This is a genomic window from Exiguobacterium sp. s160, from assembly GCF_018617575.1.
In the GTDB taxonomy this organism is placed as follows: Bacteria; Bacillota; Bacilli; order Exiguobacteriales; family Exiguobacteriaceae; genus Exiguobacterium; species Exiguobacterium aestuarii_A.
The window spans coordinates 88,728-106,200 of record NZ_JACSKK010000007.1 but is presented as its reverse complement, the minus strand read 5'-3'; the positions used below and the strand labels follow the sequence as shown (position 1 = coordinate 106,200).

At 46.9% G+C, this 17,473-nt stretch carries 16 protein-coding genes; 6 read left to right on the top strand and 10 right to left on the bottom strand.

Translation table 11 applies throughout. The annotated features are described in order from the left end of the window. Positions 1-102: 102 nt before the first annotated feature. The 5 genes from KNO86_RS12440 to KNO86_RS12420 form a co-directional block, all read right to left on the bottom strand. Entirely contained in the window at positions 103-534 is a 432-nt protein-coding gene (locus KNO86_RS12440; RefSeq protein WP_214696689.1) for a GNAT family N-acetyltransferase, read from the bottom strand. Then, positions 534-1,391 (bottom strand): MBL fold metallo-hydrolase, encoded by an 858-nt coding sequence (locus KNO86_RS12435; RefSeq protein ID WP_214696687.1) that lies wholly within the window; start codon positions 1,389-1,391, stop codon positions 534-536. The genes KNO86_RS12440 and KNO86_RS12435 overlap by 1 nt, the downstream gene beginning before the upstream one ends. After that, the gene (locus KNO86_RS12430; protein ID WP_214696685.1) at positions 1,379-2,134 is read right to left on the bottom strand and encodes a P-loop NTPase family protein; all 756 of its coding nucleotides are present in this window, start codon (positions 2,132-2,134) and stop codon (positions 1,379-1,381) included. Before KNO86_RS12430 ends, KNO86_RS12435 begins: the two co-directional genes overlap by 13 nt. 2 nt (positions 2,135-2,136) lie before the next feature. Then, positions 2,137-5,307, bottom strand: coding sequence for an EAL domain-containing protein (locus tag KNO86_RS12425; protein ID WP_214696683.1), 3,171 nt, complete (start codon positions 5,305-5,307; stop codon positions 2,137-2,139). 137 nt (positions 5,308-5,444) lie between these two features. Continuing rightward, positions 5,445-6,437 carry an LLM class flavin-dependent oxidoreductase gene (locus KNO86_RS12420; protein WP_214696682.1) on the bottom strand — a complete coding sequence of 331 codons (993 nt, stop codon included), beginning with the start codon at positions 6,435-6,437 and terminating at the stop codon, positions 5,445-5,447. A 260-nt stretch (positions 6,438-6,697) separates the two neighbouring features. Between KNO86_RS12420 and KNO86_RS12415 the strand changes: the two genes are divergently transcribed. Both KNO86_RS12415 and KNO86_RS12410 read left to right on the top strand, forming a co-directional pair. Further along, on the top strand, positions 6,698-8,071 hold the full coding sequence (locus tag KNO86_RS12415) for a YjiH family protein (RefSeq protein ID WP_214696680.1): 1,374 nt from the start codon (positions 6,698-6,700) through the stop codon (positions 8,069-8,071). 74 nt (positions 8,072-8,145) lie between these two features. After that, entirely contained in the window at positions 8,146-8,796 is a 651-nt protein-coding gene (locus KNO86_RS12410) for a C39 family peptidase (protein WP_214696678.1), read from the top strand. Here KNO86_RS12410 and KNO86_RS12405 read toward each other — a convergent pair. Both KNO86_RS12405 and tnpB read right to left on the bottom strand, forming a co-directional pair. Further along, positions 8,762-9,586 (bottom strand): hypothetical protein, encoded by an 825-nt coding sequence (locus KNO86_RS12405; protein ID WP_214696671.1) that lies wholly within the window; start codon positions 9,584-9,586, stop codon positions 8,762-8,764. The genes KNO86_RS12410 and KNO86_RS12405 overlap by 35 nt on opposite strands. Before the next feature lie 117 nt (positions 9,587-9,703). Continuing rightward, positions 9,704-10,876, bottom strand: coding sequence for an IS200/IS605 family element RNA-guided endonuclease TnpB (tnpB, locus tag KNO86_RS12400; protein WP_214696669.1), 1,173 nt, complete (start codon positions 10,874-10,876; stop codon positions 9,704-9,706). 168 nt (positions 10,877-11,044) lie between these two features. Here tnpB and rluF point away from each other — a divergent pair, with 168 nt between their 5' ends. Further along, the gene (gene rluF, locus KNO86_RS12395; RefSeq protein WP_015880301.1) at positions 11,045-11,755 is read left to right on the top strand and encodes a 23S rRNA pseudouridine(2604) synthase RluF; all 711 of its coding nucleotides are present in this window, start codon (positions 11,045-11,047) and stop codon (positions 11,753-11,755) included. Between the two features lie 32 nt (positions 11,756-11,787). Here the strand turns inward: rluF and KNO86_RS12390 are convergent, their stop codons facing one another. Together KNO86_RS12390 and KNO86_RS12385 are read right to left on the bottom strand one after the other, a co-directional pair. After that, positions 11,788-12,225 carry a hypothetical protein gene (locus KNO86_RS12390; protein ID WP_214696668.1) on the bottom strand — a complete coding sequence of 146 codons (438 nt, stop codon included), beginning with the start codon at positions 12,223-12,225 and terminating at the stop codon, positions 11,788-11,790. A gap of 59 nt (positions 12,226-12,284) precedes the next feature. After that, a complete protein-coding gene (locus tag KNO86_RS12385) occupies positions 12,285-13,034 on the bottom strand; it encodes an SDR family NAD(P)-dependent oxidoreductase (RefSeq protein WP_031424198.1) in 750 nt (249 codons plus the stop codon). 123 nt (positions 13,035-13,157) lie between these two features. On the opposite strand from KNO86_RS12385, the gene KNO86_RS12380 reads away from it, so the two are divergent. Next, complete coding sequence (locus KNO86_RS12380) at positions 13,158-13,784, top strand: TetR/AcrR family transcriptional regulator (RefSeq protein ID WP_214696666.1); 627 nt, start codon at positions 13,158-13,160, stop codon at positions 13,782-13,784. Positions 13,785-13,809: 25 nt separating this feature from the next. On the opposite strand, the gene gloA2 is transcribed toward KNO86_RS12380, so the two are convergent. After that, entirely contained in the window at positions 13,810-14,190 is a 381-nt protein-coding gene (gene gloA2, locus KNO86_RS12375; protein WP_214696664.1) for an SMU1112c/YaeR family gloxylase I-like metalloprotein, read from the bottom strand. Positions 14,191-14,471: 281 nt separating this feature from the next. Between gloA2 and htpG the strand changes: the two genes are divergently transcribed. Together htpG and KNO86_RS12365 are read left to right on the top strand one after the other, a co-directional pair. After that, positions 14,472-16,340 carry a molecular chaperone HtpG gene (htpG, locus tag KNO86_RS12370; RefSeq protein WP_214696662.1) on the top strand — a complete coding sequence of 623 codons (1,869 nt, stop codon included), beginning with the start codon at positions 14,472-14,474 and terminating at the stop codon, positions 16,338-16,340. Between the two features lie 96 nt (positions 16,341-16,436). After that, positions 16,437-17,234 carry an SRA domain-containing endonuclease gene (locus KNO86_RS12365; RefSeq protein ID WP_214696660.1) on the top strand — a complete coding sequence of 266 codons (798 nt, stop codon included), beginning with the start codon at positions 16,437-16,439 and terminating at the stop codon, positions 17,232-17,234. Positions 17,235-17,473: the final 239 nt, after the last annotated feature.

The window sequence follows — 17,473 nt, the reverse complement described above, 5'->3', positions numbered from 1 at the left end:
AAAAACCTGAGCCCGGTTGAATACCGGACGCAGGTTCTAAAAGTCGCTTAACAAAATTATTTAGTGTCTAACTTTTTTGGTTCAGTTCACTCGTGTCGCCTTTTATAGTTCCTTCATCATCATGTAATAGTCAGATCCAGGTGGGTAGTCCGGTAGCACACCGGCGACCGTATAGCCAAAGCGCTCATAAAATGATTTCGCCTGAAACGAGAACGTCGTCAACTTCACACGCGTCGCACCGAGCGACTTCGCAATCGTCTCCCCTTCTTCAAGCAACCGACTCCCGAGCCGCTGTCCCTGAACGTTCGACTCCACCCATAAACGGTCTAAATCGAACCATCCCCAATACACACTCCCGTACAAGCCAGCAATGATTCGTCCGTCTTGCTCGATTTTCAATTGAACAGCCGGTACGATCGCCTTGCGAATCTCGCGATGATGCGCAGAGTGAACATTATTATAATCACGTAGCTTCCCAGTCAAAAACTGTTGAAATGACTCGTCTTCTTCATGGATTCGTACAATTGTATGCATTAATCCTCCACCGTCCCATTCACAAAAAACGTAATCAATTCCTGCTCTTCTTCGTTCAATTCGCGATTGACAAGTGCAGCGTATGATTGGGTGATTTTTTCAATATTTCCCGGGAAATCGTTCGAAATCTTGGCGATTCTTTTCAAAGTAAGGCAATCTGCTGCGAACGCTTCACGACTTACCATCTCACCGTGTGACCAGACGATCTGTTGTGCATCAAATGTCTCTAGTACATGTAACAATCGAAGTGTCTCCTCTGGTGTCATTCGCCATGTCGGAGCATACAAATTTGCATACAACGCGTCTCCTAAAAATAAGACGCGTTCTTCCACGACATAGATAACGACCGAATCTTTCGCATGGTCGCCACCGACATGCCTCAATATGACATGGATCCCACCAAGATCGAGCGTCAACGACTCCTGAAACGTCAGTGTCGGCAGAACGATTTGAATGTCTCGCGAATCACCATACTCTTCGCGGATCGCCTGGGCACAAAACTCGATTTCAATTCCTTCAGCAACTCGTTGATTCAATGATGCATCGTCCCAAGCGTAAGGGACGAGCTTCTCCATCTCGTGCTTTGTCGCCTCGCTTGCGATTGAGACCACTCCTTCTAAGGCAGGTAGCCCGAAGATGTGATCCCAGTGCCAATGTGTCAATGCGACCATTGAAGGCGCACGGAGACCACGCTCTTGAAGCTGTTCTAAAAAGGTTGAGGCATGCGCCACGGAGTTGCCTGCGTCAATGAGTAACGTATGGGTGTCACCGACAACGGCACCAAGAATCGGACGGTCCGTATGCGCAAGCGGCGTCATATACCAAAAACGTTCCGAATGTTTGATCAAGGTTTGCATGAACGGCTCGACTCCTCTTCTATCAATTTGGTTAGTTCTTCAAATGAAGAACGCTCATCATTTTGGATTCGGACATGACGAAACGGAATCCGATCAAGCAATGTAAGCTCAAGTCGCTGTCTGTCCGCCAATACCGCAATCGTCCCCGATACACCGACAAGGTTACGTTTCGATGCATAGGAACCTGTCGTGTAATACTCGACAAACCCCTGTTGCCATTCAATCGGTCGCTCGTCGTAGACGAATGGAAATATCCGAGCGACATCGTTTAACTCCAAATAGACGATGATTGGTTCGATTGGTTTAAGAATCGATGAAATTTCTTGAACGTATGTTTCAATCGCCTCTAACGAAACGTCTTGGGCGACCATCCCAATCGTGAACGGGTTTTGAAGCAACGCACATTCAAAGATGACGTCACGTTCTTCCTGCTCGAATTTCGTTACATAACGCCGCCATCGTTCGCACATGATTCGTGTGTGAAGTGCAAAGGGCAACTCATAGACATCTGTTCCTACGCGCTCTTCCCCTTCATCGTAACGAACGAGCCATCCGTCTTCAATTTCATCAAGAATCGTACCATGTGAAGGTGGTTCCGTTACCCAGTAGATTTCATGCAGATCGACGGGGTGAGCAGCGTCCACTTCCGAATAGAAGACACCTTCTTTCAACGCACATATCTTTTCAGCAAATGTGGATTTCCCACTTCCCGGCAACCCCTCAATCAACCACAATTTCCCCATACTTAAAACCCCTCACCATCTGAATATCCATCGTATTGAAACCATTGGTTGCCACCATTGTTCTTCGCAATATACATAGCCGCATCCGCTTGCTGAAGAATCGAATCAATCGTTGAGGTAGATTGGATTGTGGCGACCCCGATACTTACTGTAAGACGTATGGTTTCACCATTTGACGCGTTTATTCCCTGGGAAATAACGTTGTTCATCTCCTTTACGCCAACAGGTACATCCTCTTGAACGACAACGAATTCATCAGCTGAAAATCGATATACTTGACCTCCGAACGTTTCCACGAATCCGCTCAATCGTTGTGCGATTTCAATCAATAACTCATCTCCGATCAGGTAACCATATTGATCATTAATCCGTTTGAAGTCGTCTATATCGATCAACAACAATGTGACTGTTTGTGAACGCTGAATCTGTCTATATAGATCGGTCATGAGTGTATATCGATTACAGAGTTTTGTTAGTTGATCCTGTGTCGCAATTCGAATCATTTCGCGTTGTTTCCGCTCTTTCCGAATTCCGTTCTCTAACCATCTTGCAAGCAACCGAATCGTGTCTGCCAACTCTTGCAGGGTTTCTTCGTCGAGTTGATCGTTTAAATTGCCTTGCTCCGCCAATAAGACAATCCACCCGAACACTTGGTGTTTATGTGTCAAAGGGAAGCTGACAATTGTTGTGAACTCAATTCCATCTACAATCAGTTCTCCTTCTTGAAGAGTTTGTGAACCGACCGTCGTCAGTTGATGGAGGGTGCGCAGTTCTTCTTCCTCCCACATCAGACGAGACACCCCGTTCTCGACCAAGAGACGATGTGAGGATTCACTTGAGAAGATCACCGCATGCGAGTAACCGACCCATTCCAATAAGATTTCTTGAACTCGTGCCAACTGGTCTTGAAACGGCATACGAAGTGCCGTCGCTTCATACAATGCCTCTACGACTTGTTGGCGTTTGATTTGTCGCCGTGACATTTCTGTATGTTCAATCTCTGCCATGACCCAGTGTGTGAACGACTCGAGCGCATGTAGATTCTCTTCAGTGAATGTTCTCGCCTGAGCATCTACCACACAAAGAGTGCCGATGACGTGACCTTGTTTCGTCCGGAGCGGCACCCCGGCATAGAACCCGACTTGATCGAGCCACGGACTGTCACTCTCAAATGCTTCAGCTGCCACATCTTCAATCACAATCGGACGTTCCGACGTGACGACTCGCGTACATAGCGTCCACTCCCGCTTAAGATGAGAAGATTCAAGTTCGATCCCGACACACGATTTGAACCATTGCTGGTCCGTCGTCATGATGGAGATGAAGGCAATCGGCATCTGAAACGTTTGTGCGACCAAACGAGAAATCCGATCAAACCGTTCTTCTTGTGGCGTGTTTAAAATCTCCAATCGTAAGATGGCCTTTATTCGCTTTATCTCGCGTTCATCAAGTGAAGGATGAAGTAACTGCGACGGCTGTTCAATTTTCGATAAGACTGCCTGGTGAGAATGCAAGATTTCGAGTGCCTCATCTAGGTTTTCGAGCGCCATCGGGCGGCTAAAGAAATAACCTTGAATTTCATCACAGCCGAGCTGACGTAAAATACGATACTGTTCTTCCGTTTCAACGCCCTCTGCTGTCACTTCGAGTTCTAACTTTTTAGCGAGTGACACAATCAGTTTGACGATTTCGTATTCTTTCATCCCATTCTCTTGATCGAGTTGTGCAACGAATGATCGGTCAATCTTGATGCCATCGATTTCAAATAGCTTCAAGTAATTTAAAGAAGAATAACTCACCCCAAAATCATCAATCACCAATCGGAATCCTTGCTGCTTCAACGATTCAACCGTTTTGATGGCAGCGACCGGTTCATGCATGAGTGTATGCTCCGTCACTTCGAACTCAAACTGCTCCGGCTTCAGGTCGTATGACGAAATGATGGTCACCAATTCATTCATGTGATGCTCATGAAACAAATTCGGCGACACATTCACGGCGACACGACGACCTTCGAATTGCTCTGCATGTGCAGATACGTCCTGACAGACTCGATTCATGACGAACTGCGTCACGTCTTCAATAAGCAATGACTGTTCCGCCACACGAATGAACGTTTCAGGAGAGACGAACCCAAGTACCGGACTATTCCAACGAATGAGCGCCTCGAAATGAATCGACCCATCCATCGACACTTTCGGTTGATAGACCATATATAGTTCATCTTGTTTGATTGCTTTCACAAGCTCCGTCTCAATCATAATCTCATCAATATAACGCTGAACATACTCATCATGTTCATATAGATGAATCGTTTGGTTACCGTTCTGACGTGCCTCGAGTAAAGCCGTTGAGGCGTTCATGATGACGCGATCGGCGTCAGCAACTCCCGAACTGATGCCGATACAACTTGATAACGGAAATTCTGCATCGGCCACTTTGTAAGAATGACCCGCGATGACATCAAGTAAATGTTCCGCATACATATAGGCCGTCTTCATCGGGACATGGGCCAAGACCGCGATAAAATCTTCCCCATCGACCCGACCGATGATGGAACCTTTCGGGAGCGTATTCGCCAATTGACGCGTGATATCTTTAATCAATTCATTTGAGCGCTCCACCCCTTGGAGCGACATCATCATCTTGAAACGATTGATATGTAGGCGTATCACACTTGTTTCTTCCGTGCTCTGTCGATCAAACAGTTGATCAAGATCCAATTTGACTTTCATCAAATTCGGCATCCCCGTCAAATAATCCATATGTTCGATACTACGTAACAACTTGATTTCCGCTTCTTCTGACAAATCCGTCGTCAAACTGAGCACATAGCGCACGACACCCGATTCATCTTCGATTGGCACAAGCATAGAGGAGGCGAATCGGGCCGTATTGGATTCGATATTCATTTTTGACATGAAATAGACAGGTTCCCCTGTCTCGACGACCGCATCATAATGTCCAATCAATTCATTCGCCACTTCTGAGCGATACATCTCATGTAAATACTGACCTTCCACATCATCCGGAAGTGAAGAAGCGACTTTCCCTTGATCGCTCACATGAACATAACGATAGCCTTCATCCGTCACTTCCATTAGAAATACCATTCGATACAAGCGTGTGAACAGCTCGAATAGATAATATGGGTCGCCTTTCATCCGTTGCATCGTATACCTCCACCTGTTCCTTTTTCTTATAGTGTAGTTGGTTTCGCCCCGACTAGGGAGAAAACCTTTGAAAAAATGGGAAAACGTTTTTCATTCATACAAAAACACCTCCTCAATCTGAGAAGGTGTTCGTCGAATCAAAGCAACTCGTTCGCTAGTAGGCGATAGACGTTCAAGCGATCTTCTTGCTTATGTTGGATGCTACAAATCATCGCTTCATCGAAACCATAGCGTTCCGATTCATCTCGCAACTGTTCCGCGATTTGTTTTGGCGTCCCCACGAGGTGGATCGCTCGGTTGTTGGCGATATGAATTTTATCGACTTCTGTGAGCGGATAGTCGTGGGCTGCTTCCGGACTCAATAACTGTCTCAACTGTCCGCGCATCAAGAAGAGCCGCGACAAATCAGACGGTCGAGCCAAATATTCGGCCTCTTCTTCCGTCTCTGCTGTCGTGACCAAATACGTGACGCTGATGTCCGGTTTCTCCATAAAATCAGAGGGAGTGAAGTGGTGGCGATACGTATCGAGTGTTTCGGCACTCAGTTCGCCATTGAAAAATTGAGCAAACGAATAACCGAGTCCCATTCGACCGGCTTGCACGGCACTGTTCCCACTCGATCCGAGTAACCACGCTTCTGGTAGCGTGACGCCTGTCGGGGCTGCCGGCGTGTTCTTATACCACCGCTCTTCCGGTGCTTCATCTTTGATCAATTGAAGCGTCGTATCGAGCTTCTCGTAAAGACCGTCCATCATTGGCTTCTGCCCTTGTGACATCGCATAGATGGCGTTCGCGTCCCCGCCTGGTGCGCGTCCGACACCAAAGTCGATGCGTCCTGGTGCCAGGGCGCTGAGCGTCTTGAACACTTCCGCCATCTTCAGTGGCGAATAGTGCATCATCATGATGCCGCCTGATCCGAGACGAATCTTGTTCGTTTTCGCCGCCAGATAGGCCGCAATCACCTCTGGAGCCGAACTTGCGAATGACATGCCACCATGGTGCTCCGCCATCCACATCCGGTAATATCCTAACTCCTCTGCGACTTGTGCGAGCTCGACCGCGCTGTTCAGCGCATGCTCGCCTGTATGACCCGACGTGACCGGCGCCTGGTCTAACACACTCAATCTCATGATGCATTCTCCTATCTCTATAATGAAGTTTCTAAATATCTTGAATTTGTTGGACTCGCCGTCATCATACTAAATGCCTCTATGGAATACGAATGTTTTGCCTAGTGTCCACTTTATATTTTTCAGAAAATTTACGCATTCGGTTGATAGCACCTGGTCATATTTTTTATACTAATAAAGAAATACGTTTTAATAAGGGCTGGATGTGTAATGGGGATACATAGACAGTATAAACACTTCGGGGAAATGGGGAATGCATCATGAATGGTTCATCAACACCAGACGGAAAGAAACCTTCTTTTTCGAGTCGAGACTTTTTTAAGTTCTTGATTCCATCGCTCATCGGCATCATGTTTTTCATCGTACCAATCTCATCAGAAGAAGGCTTTACGATTCCGGTCGCTTTCTTATCCAATCTATTGATTGAGTGGATTGGCGAATTCGTCCCGACACTCGCTGTCATCATGATGGGGATTTCGATTGTCGGATCTTTATTGTTGTTTACGGCACGCCCTGCTTTTATGGTGGAACGACCGTCCATCAACGCACTCTTTAGCGTGACACCGTTTTGGTTCGTCATGCGCATCATCGGTTTTGTCGCCGGTGTCATGACGCTACTCACACTCGGACCAGAGATGATTACGTCAGAATTTACTGGGGGCTTGTTGCTCTTTGATTTGATTCCAATCTTGTTTGCGACATTCTTTTTTGCAGGTATGTTGTTACCGCTCCTCTTGAACTTTGGGCTTCTCGAGTTCGTCGGGACGTTCTTGATGAAAATCATGCGCCCACTCTTCCGCTTGCCAGGGCGCGCCTCACTCGACTCGCTCGCTTCATGGGTCGGGGATGCGACGATTGGGATTCTACTGACGACAAAACAGTATGAGGAAGGCTATTACACGAAACGGGAAGCATCGATCATTGCGACGACCTTCTCCGTCGTCTCCATCACGTTTACTATCGTCGTCTTACAATACGTCGAACTCGACCAATACTTCCTACCGTACTACGGGGCAATCGTCTTATCTGGCTTGGTCGCAGCGCTCATCATGCCGCGGATTTATCCACTATCTAAAAAAGCAGATACGGCCTATGAGAAGACAGAGCTCAAACCGGAAGAAGACGTGCCGTCGAACGTTTCACTTGGGAAGTGGGCATTGATACAAGCGCTACAAAAGTCACGTTCAAGCAAAAGTTTCCTAGAGACACTCAAAGACGGCTTCAAGAATGTCCTCGACATGTGGATCGGCGTACTCCCTGTCGTCATGGCGGTCGGAACAATTGCGGTCGTCATCGCAGAATATACGCCGTTCTTTACCATTATCGGGAAGCCGTTCGAACCGATCCTGATGCTCTTGCAAGTACCCGAGGCTTCGGAGGCTGCTCAGACGATGGTCGTCGGTTTCGCCGATATGTTCTTGCCGGCCGTCCTCGGAAGCGGCATCGAGAGCGAATTGACACGTTTCGTCATCGCCACACTGTCCGTCACTCAACTTATCTACATGTCTGAAGTCGGGGGCTTACTGCTCGGTTCAAAACTACCGATTTCATTCCTCGACCTCGTCTTAATCTTCTTATTACGGACGTTCATCACGCTTCCGATCATCGTCGGAATCGCGCATCTTGTCTTTTAACGAAAACGACGCCCTTTCTCTTTTATGAGATGGGGCGTCCTTTGTATACTAAAAGAAAAAGGAGGGAGACCTAGATGGAGCACCCATTTGCAGGACAACTCGAGGTCGCGAACAACGGCTATGCTGGAATCATCGCCCCGGAGCTTTATGTGAACGATCGTTATCACGGACGCTGGACATTAAAGCGCTCTGTACAGATTGAAGGCGTGCCCGTCTTGCTCCAACGCCAGTTCGAGAACGGAAAGAACAACTGTACGTTAACGTCCATTACCGCCATTTTCCGCTTTTACCGAGACCATGGGTATACGAATATCCCAGATGATGTGACGCAGATTCAAGAGGATGTACGCGAGATCGCCTTCATACATCATTTCAAAGACGAGAAAGGGACGCCCCCGACTCAAATCGCCACCATCATCACGAAATTATGGAAGCGATACGGGTATGAAGGTCGAGGGAGTTCCCGCTATCTATGGAAATGGTCGACGTTTGAGCGTGAGCTGAAAGCGAGTCGCCCATTTGTATTGAATATGGCGAACGGCTTTTATAAAAATCATTCCGTCACCGGAATCGGTTATTTACAGTTTGAAAAACGGGGGTTTTCGGACGTCATCTTGTTAGCCGTGCTCGATAATCGTTCAAAAGACGTGCGCTATATCGACTTCAATGAATTCAATTTCTGGGGAAGTATCACGCGCGTCCATCCGCCAGCCACTCATCCATAATCGTTTCAAGCGCTTGTCCGATTCTTAACAGATGCTCACGCTTGGCATATGACCCGTAATGTAGCCCGTTTGAATCCCGACCATTCCCGAGCCCGACGAACACTTCAGACGGTTTCATATGAAGTCCAATCATCGGGATGCCCGATTCATGGCGTCCGATTTCATAAGTGATGGCAGGATAAGCTGATAGCCTCCCCGTAGTCGAGAAACCTGTGAAGGCACGACAATTCTCTCGCCCGAGCACAATCAAACGGGTCGGGTTGATGGTTGTAATTGTGCGCTCCAGTAACTCGATCGAGGTCGGATGCTCCATCCAACCGCGTCCGGCCTTCATCTTCCCCATTTGTTCATACGTCGCAAGTTTAAAAAAATCGACGTGGATGACAGAGGCCGGATTGTCATAAAACGTTCGCCCCATCCCGTTCAACAGCGCCTCAAGTTTGGCGCCACCCGGTTTCCCAAACCAGCTCGTCGTCGCGCGACCCGATTCGAAATAGGACGATGCTCGTTCTATCGTTTCTTGCAGCGCCTCTTCATTTCCTAGGTAATCTTCAAACGAGAGCGCGTTCCGCCAATAGAACTTTTGGGCTTTCCCCGTTCTCGGTGTCCCGTCTCGATGTAAAAATTCGCCGCGTGACGGGTTCGTCCCGATGGTCAGCCATTGATTCGGACGAGGACGACCGTACCAAAGGACAGGCGATGCCTCCGAAATCAGTTCTTGGCCAAACGATGTCTCACATAACATCGCTTGAAATCGGATCACATCTTGTAACAATTGTACTGCCTCCATGTCATCCCTCCTCTCCCGTTCGTTTCCCGCTTTCGAGAGTTTTTGAACTACTCCCACCTACGCGTTGCTTAGAGGTGGGAGATTCCTGAGTTATCCTCTCTATCTAGAGAAACATTATCAGGCTAGCCCCGTCGTCCCGACGGTTGAAGAAGCTAAGATTCGTTCAGCTTCTAATTTCAAATTCATACCTGCGTTAATATCGCGATCATGATGGACTCCGCAATTCGGACACGTCCATTCACGTAAGCGCTTCGTCTTAACGTCTTTGTGTTTGTAGCCGCAGCAAGAACATAGTTGGCTGGAAGCAAAAGTTTTACTAACCTTTACGACTGTCTTGCCGTACCAATCGGCTTTATATTCCAACATTCGATGGAACTCCGACCAGCTTACGTCAGAGATTGCTTTGCTCAACTTGCGGTTCTTCTGCATATTCTTAACTTGCAAGGTTTCAATTCCGATGATGTCGTGGTTTTTGACAATCTCGGTCGACACCTTGTGTAAGAAATCATTGCGCTTGTTCGCGATTTTCTCATGAATTCGAGTGACTTTACGTTTCTGCTTTTGATAATTTTTAGCTTCAGATAATTTTACTTTCTTATTTAGAGCGATCAACTGACGTCGAGAAAGCTTGCGTTGCTCTCGGACTAACTTCTTTTCTAGGGATACGAAATAACGGTCGTTCGTATATACGGTTCCGTTTGACAAGATGGCGAAATCTTTTAAACCCACATCCACACCAACTGACGAACCGGTCTTAGGGAGTTCGTTGATTTCTTGCTCAACGAGCAAAGATACGAAGTATTTACCCGAAGCCGTGCGACGAATCGTGGCATTAATAATCCGGCCCTCGACCTGCTTCGAGTTGGCAAAGCGCACCCATTTAAGCTTCGGAAGCTTGAGTTTGTTACCGATGATTGATACTTCAGGAAGTTGGGACTTTCCCTGGATATTCGTCTTATAGGATTGGACAGGGTTTCGCTTAGACTTGAAGCGAGGTCGTTCGTTCTGCTTCTTGAAAAAGCGGTCGTAGGCATCGGCTAGATGCTTGACACTGGTCTGCACAGAGGTGCTATCAACTTCTTTTAACCAGTCGAACTGCTGCTTCAACAAAGGGATTTCTTTCGAACAAGAGCCGTAAGACAGTCCTTTTCCTGTCGCCTTATAGGTTTCATCCCACTTCGCCAAGAAGTGGTTGAAGACGAAACGCGAACAACCGATCGTCTTGGCGATCAGGATTTCCTGCTCTTTTGCCGGATAGATTCTGAATTTGTAAGCCTTATGTTTCAACATGATTTTTCACCTCCTTGAAAGATATTATACCCGAAAGGATGGTGGGCGCTTCATTTCCCACTTTCACTAGGGCTTCGCCCTGAACGTTTAGAAGTGGGAGTATTCTCGCCTAATTTTGATAAAATGCGTTATAGTGAGAGGACAAAGCCAAACAAAGGACGTGTATACATGCGCATCAATAAATTCATCAGTGAATCAGGCAAGGCGTCCCGTCGCCAAGCCGATCGTCTCGTCGAAGAGGGACGCGTCACCATCAATGGGAAAAAAGCAAAAATCGGCGATCAGGTCAAACCGGGGGATGAAGTCCTCGTCAACGGTTCGGTCGCACGTGTCGCACGAAACAACGTGTATATCGCCGTTCATAAGCCGGTCGGGATCACGAGTACGACAGAGAAGAAAGTAAAAGGAAACTTGGTCGACATGGTCAACCACCCGCTCCGCATCTTCAACATCGGTCGTCTTGATAAAGACTCGGAAGGTCTCATCCTCATGACAAACGACGGCGATATCGTCAACGAGATTCTTCGCGCAGAAGGCGAGCACGAGAAAGAATACATCGTCTCGGTCGATAAGCCAATCACACCGGAGTTCGTCGAACAGATGGAAGCCGGCGTCAAAATCCTCGGGCAGAAGACGCTTCCGTGTAAAGTCCGCCCGCTCTCGAAGTTCGACTTCAACATCACCCTCACGCAAGGACTCAACCGTCAAATCCGTCGGATGTGTGAGGCGCTCGGATACGAAGTGTTCCGCCTCCAACGCGTGCGTGTCATGAACATCACGCTCGGGAAACTCCCGCCTGGACAATGGCGCGACCTTTCGAAAAAAGAACGTGAGCAGTTGTTCCGCGAATTGAATTACGAGCCGAAAGAATGGTACTAAAACAAGCCTAGACGCGCGTCTAGGCTTGTTTTTTATTCTGGTCGAAGTGATGCGACATGGTCGGTCTCACGACGAATGAAACGTTTGAGTTGAGCGCTCAAGTCATCGAGCTGGCCCATTGTCGTCCTCATTCTACATTTCATATGAATGTGGTCAAATGAGTCAAACTGCCATTCATCATGAATGAAAATATCGACTTGGATGGTCCCGATGCGGTCAATCAACGTGAAGGTTAGATTGACTTGCAAATCATCCGAATCCTCTTCTTCATCGAGCAGTCTCCATGTGATTGGTTCTTTGCCCCACGCTTGATTGAATTGATCGATCTTTTGATGAAGATCCTCAAGACTCGCATCATCTAAATAAATCAACTGATTACTGGTGCAGGCAGAAGACTGAAGTTGAAGCTGAACTTGATAAAACAGCTCCGTTTCATCCATCCATACTCGTTCCATCTCAAACTGAATCATGACTTCACCTCTTTTCTTAATATAACACGAGGTGTCATCACATCAGGATGCTCTCTCGATTATTTCGCCGTCACGCCACCGTCTACCGGAAGTTCGATCCCGCTAATATGATTCGCTTCGTCTGACGCGAGGAAGAGGACGGCTGCCGCCACCTCATCCGCTTGTCCGAGATTCGGCAAAGCGATTTGATTCAAGAAGTGCTGCTTATAGTCCGGATGTTCCATATGCGGCGCACTCATCGGTGTCACGATATACCCCGGATGCACCGAGTTGACCCGAATGTTTTGCTTCCCGTAATCGACGGCCGCTGCTTTTGTGAGAGAACGGACAGCACCTTTTGAGGCCGTGTATGCCCCGGCACCTGCCATACCTGTCAGTGCTGAGATGGAGGAGATGTTGACGATTGATCCTCCGCCATTCTCTGTCATGAGCGGAATCGCATACTGCGTCCCTAACATTACCCCATCGATGTTGATGCGATACGTGCGCGCCCAGTCCTCTTCTGTCTGTTCCAAGAACGGTTTCGCGAGTGCGATTCCGGCATTATTGATGAGGATATCCAATTTTCCACACGTCGCTTCCACTTCTGCAAATACGTCTTCCCAACTTGAACGTGAGGTCACGTCATGCTTCACCGCGATGGCTTCCCCACCTTGTGCACGAATCGACTCGACTACGCTTTGTACCCCTTGTTCATTGATATCTGTTGCGACAACCGTCGCCCCTTCTTTGGCGAATAGACGTGCCGTCGACTCTCCCATACCGCTTCCTGCCCCTGTGATGACCGCTACTTTCCCCTGTAAACGCATTGTCCCAGCTCCATTCGTTAAATTGTGATAGTATAACTATCATAATAATAATTGGATGTGACATTAATCTCAACGAAACTGCTCGAAGACGATATACTTATGACAGACAATGAGGTGATCGAATTGAGTAAACGACAACAAAACAAAGAAGAACGAATCCAGCTGATTATCCAAGAGGCCGAACGCTTATTTTTAGAGAATGGCTTTGAGAAAGTTCAAATGCAGGACATTGCGGATGCGGCAGGGATTGGGGTAGCGACACTGTTTCGCTATTTTCCGAAGAAAGACCAATTGATCGTCGCAGCGGCCGTCAAAAATCTACAGCCGACACTCGAGCGATTTGAACAGTTTGTGAACGAGGAAGGTAACGCCTATGAACGGCTCGAGATTATCTTGAACTATTTTTTCGAGATGCAGTTGAAGCGGACGGACCACGCCCGTTTTCGTGAGGCGTTCGAGAGCTATGCATCGTTCGTCGCCACACCCCTTCCTGGCATCGAGACATACATTGACGTACAACGACGAATCATGCAGACGCTTGAACCGTTGATCGAAGACGGAAAGCGTGATGGCTCGTTCCGACCAGATATCGATGTGAAAGTGACAATTGTTACGATCATCAATGCATTCGGGACGTTCGGCAACAATATCATGCTGAAGTCGCATATCAGTTATTTAGAGGACGATATCGAACCGGCTGTGCAAATCAACGTATTAAAAGAGATGTTACTCGCATCCATTCGGGCATAAGAAAACCCCTTCCTTGTGAAGGGGTTTATTCGTGAAGTTCTAACGGTAGTCCATCCGGGTCGAAGAAGAAAGTCATCTTCTCTCCTGTAAAATCATCACGACGAATCGGTTCTGTCGCAATCCCACGTTCGTTTAATTCGGCAACGACGGACTCGATGTCGTGGACTTTAAACGCCAAGTGTCGAAGACCGCGCGCCTCTGGGAAATTTGGACGCTCGGGACTATTCGGTTTGATGAACAGCTCGAGCTCATATGTACCAAGACGTAAGTCGATTTTGTGATCCTGTTTCTCCGGGCGGTGGTGTTCTCGAATCACTTCGAATCCGAGTGCCTCGACATAAAACTGCTTGGCTTTATCGTAATCCGACGCAATGATTGCGACGTGGTGAATCGTATTTAAGTTCATCATTCTATTCCCGTATACAAAAAAAAATGAGCACCTCTCACTAGAGGTGCTCTCGAAAGTCTACCGCGACGGACCACGCTCCACAACGTGCTCCTCAAGGGAATGTCCGCCGTCTTACATAGACCAGCTCATCGCATGTACTCAACTATATGCGAAACCTACGTCCTCGTCAATCTTTTCTTCAAATCCGGTTGACATCTTCCTAATTTTTAGGATAATCAATAGTGTTAGCACTCTTTATACAAGAGTGCCAAAATACAGACAAAAAAGGGAGAACGATCATGACAAAGAAACAGTTTCAAACGGAATCGAAACGAATTTTAGAGTTGATGGTCCACTCAATTTATACACATAAGGACATCTTCTTGCGCGAGCTCATCTCGAACGCAAGTGACGCGATCGATAAGATGTATTATCGCGCCCTCTCCGACGAGAGCATCGAGTTCAACAAAGACGATTACTTCGTCAAAATCGAACTCGATAAAGAGGCACGGACGATTACGATTCGCGACACGGGCATCGGGATGACAGAAGAAGAACTTGAAACGAACCTCGGAATTATTGCAAAGAGCGGTTCACTCGCCATGAAACAGGCGACGAAGATGGAAGAAGACCATAGCCTCATCGGTCAATTCGGGGTCGGATTCTATTCTGCATTCATGGTCGCTGACCGTGTGACCGTGCGGACTCGCTCGATTGACAGTGATCAAGGATACGTATGGGAGTCAGAAGGCACAGACGGCTATGCAATCGAACCGACAGACAAGGCGGACATCGGTACAGAAATCACGCTCCACTTGAAAGCAGACACTGAAGATGACGCGTACTCGTCATTCCTTGAAGAGTATGAAATTCGTTCGCTCATCAAGAAACATTCGGACTTCATCCGTTATCCAATCAAACTCGATGTGACGAAACATCGTCAAAAAGAGGACTCAGAAGAGTATGAGGACTACAAGGAAGAAGAGACCGTCAACAGCATGGTGCCGATTTGGCGGAAGCGTAAGAGCGAACTCAAAGATGAGGATTATAAGGCGTTCTATCACGAGAAGCGCTACGGTTTTGATGAGCCGCTCAAGCACCTTCACTTGAACGTCGACGGGACGATTCGTTATCAATCAATCCTCTACATCCCGTCAACGGTTCCGTTCGACTATTACACGAAAGAATTTGAGAAAGGGCTCGAGCTCTACTCGAACGGCGTGTTGATCATGGAAAAGTCACCCGACCTCTTGCCGGACTATTTCGGTTTCGTCAAAGGGATGGTTGACTCTGAAGACCTCTCACTCAACATTTCCCGTGAAATGTTGCAGCAAGACCGTCAGCTTCGCGTGATTGCGAAGAACGTGAAGTCCAAAATCAAAGGGATGCTCGAGAAGATGCTCCAAAACGAGCGTGAGGACTACGAGAAGTTCTACGAGTCGTTCGGTCGCCAATTGAAGTTCGGTGTGTACGACCAGTTCGGCGCAGCCAAAGACGAATTGAAAGACTTGATTCTCTTCCATTCTTCTCATGAGAAGAAACTCGTCTCGCTCAAAGAGTACGTTGAGCGGATGAAAGAAGATCAGAAGTATATCTACTATGCGACAGGCGAATCGATTCATCGCATCGACCTCTTACCACAAGCAGAGCGCTTGAAAGAGGAAGGATATGAAATCCTCTACTTCACAGAAGAAATCGACGAGTTCGCAATCAAGATGCTGCAGTCGTATGACGACAAAGAGTTCAAGTCGATTGCGAGCGGCGACCTCGGTCTCGATGACGCGGAAGCGAAATCGCTCAACGAGGACAACCAAGACCTGTTTACATTCATGAAAGAAGAGCTCGGAGACCGCGTCAAAGAAGTGCGTGCCTCGACACGCCTCAAGTCACATCCGGTCTGCTTGACGGTCGCAGGTGACGTCTCGATTGAGATGGAGAAGATTTTGAACGCGATGCCAAACGGTGGCGACATGAAAGCGGAGAAAGTGCTCGAAGTGAACGCCGACCACGCCATTTTCCAGACACTCCAACGTGTGTATAAGGAAGATGAAGCGAAAGCGAAACAATATACAGACCTCTTATATCAACAAGCCCTCCTCATTGAAGGGTTACCGATTGAAGATCCGGTAGCGTATTCGAATGCGGTGTGTGCGTTGATGGCGGAGTGACTTGTGAAGACAGAGGACATCCTCTGTCTTTTTCGTTTTTAGCAATAAAGCATGCTACACTCTATTTAAAAGAAAAACCTGGAAATGAGGTGCTTTATGCTGTTCGAAAAAAATAAAGTGTATAGATGTTCCTTTATTCATGATCAATATGGTGGAAGCCGTCAACGAGGAATCAGTACACCTAACAAGCATAAACTTATTTTTATTTTCGATAGTGGGATGGATCAAGAATTTGGTTATAAGAATGGCTGGAGCGAAGAAGATGGTTTGTTCTATTATAGCGGTGAAGGTCAAGAAGGAAATCAAACTTTTTCTTTCGGAAATAAAGCGCTTCTCCACCATATCGAAAATGGTGAGGACGTTTACTTATTTGAGTCTCTTGGAAAAGGAAATTATCACTTCGTAGATCAACTTGTTTTGATTGGTTATGATATTCAATTTGGAATCGACAAGCATCAAAATCAGCGAGAAGTCATCGTTTTTGCTTTTGAACCACTCCACGTCGTACAGGAAGAATCTCACGAATATGCAACAACTATGAGATACAAGTCAATTGAGGAACTCGAACAAATCGCTAATCGTGACCCAAAGCGTGCGACTGGATTAAGTATGTCGATTCGAAAGTGTCAAGTTAGGGAACAGACAGCTGCCTTATACTATTACGTACTTGCGAGAGCAAATAATCACTGTGAGGCATGTGGTCAAGCCGCACCATTTGATACTGAACAAGGACCATATTTAGAACTTTACTCATTATATAAAGAATCCGATGAAGGATTGGCTCTCCCTGAACAAGTAATAGCTACTTGTCCTAACTGTCATGCTCGACTTCGGAAAAGTAAAGACCGTGCTTTGTATCGAGAAAAAATTATACAGCAAATTCTTCAACCTTAATCGCTACTTTTGATTAAGGTTATTTTATTGATGTAATTGATAATCAAACAAATCATGCCGAGAAAATGTATAACCCTTTCCAAAATATTAGTAACTATACTCATGCTATTCGTTTTTCAAAATACGAAAAATGAGATAAAAATACCTATTTATATGTAATCGTTTTCTTTGCTTTTATTAAGCCAAATACAGACAATCTATTGATATGCCTTATACTTTCAAAGCATGCAAACGCCTTG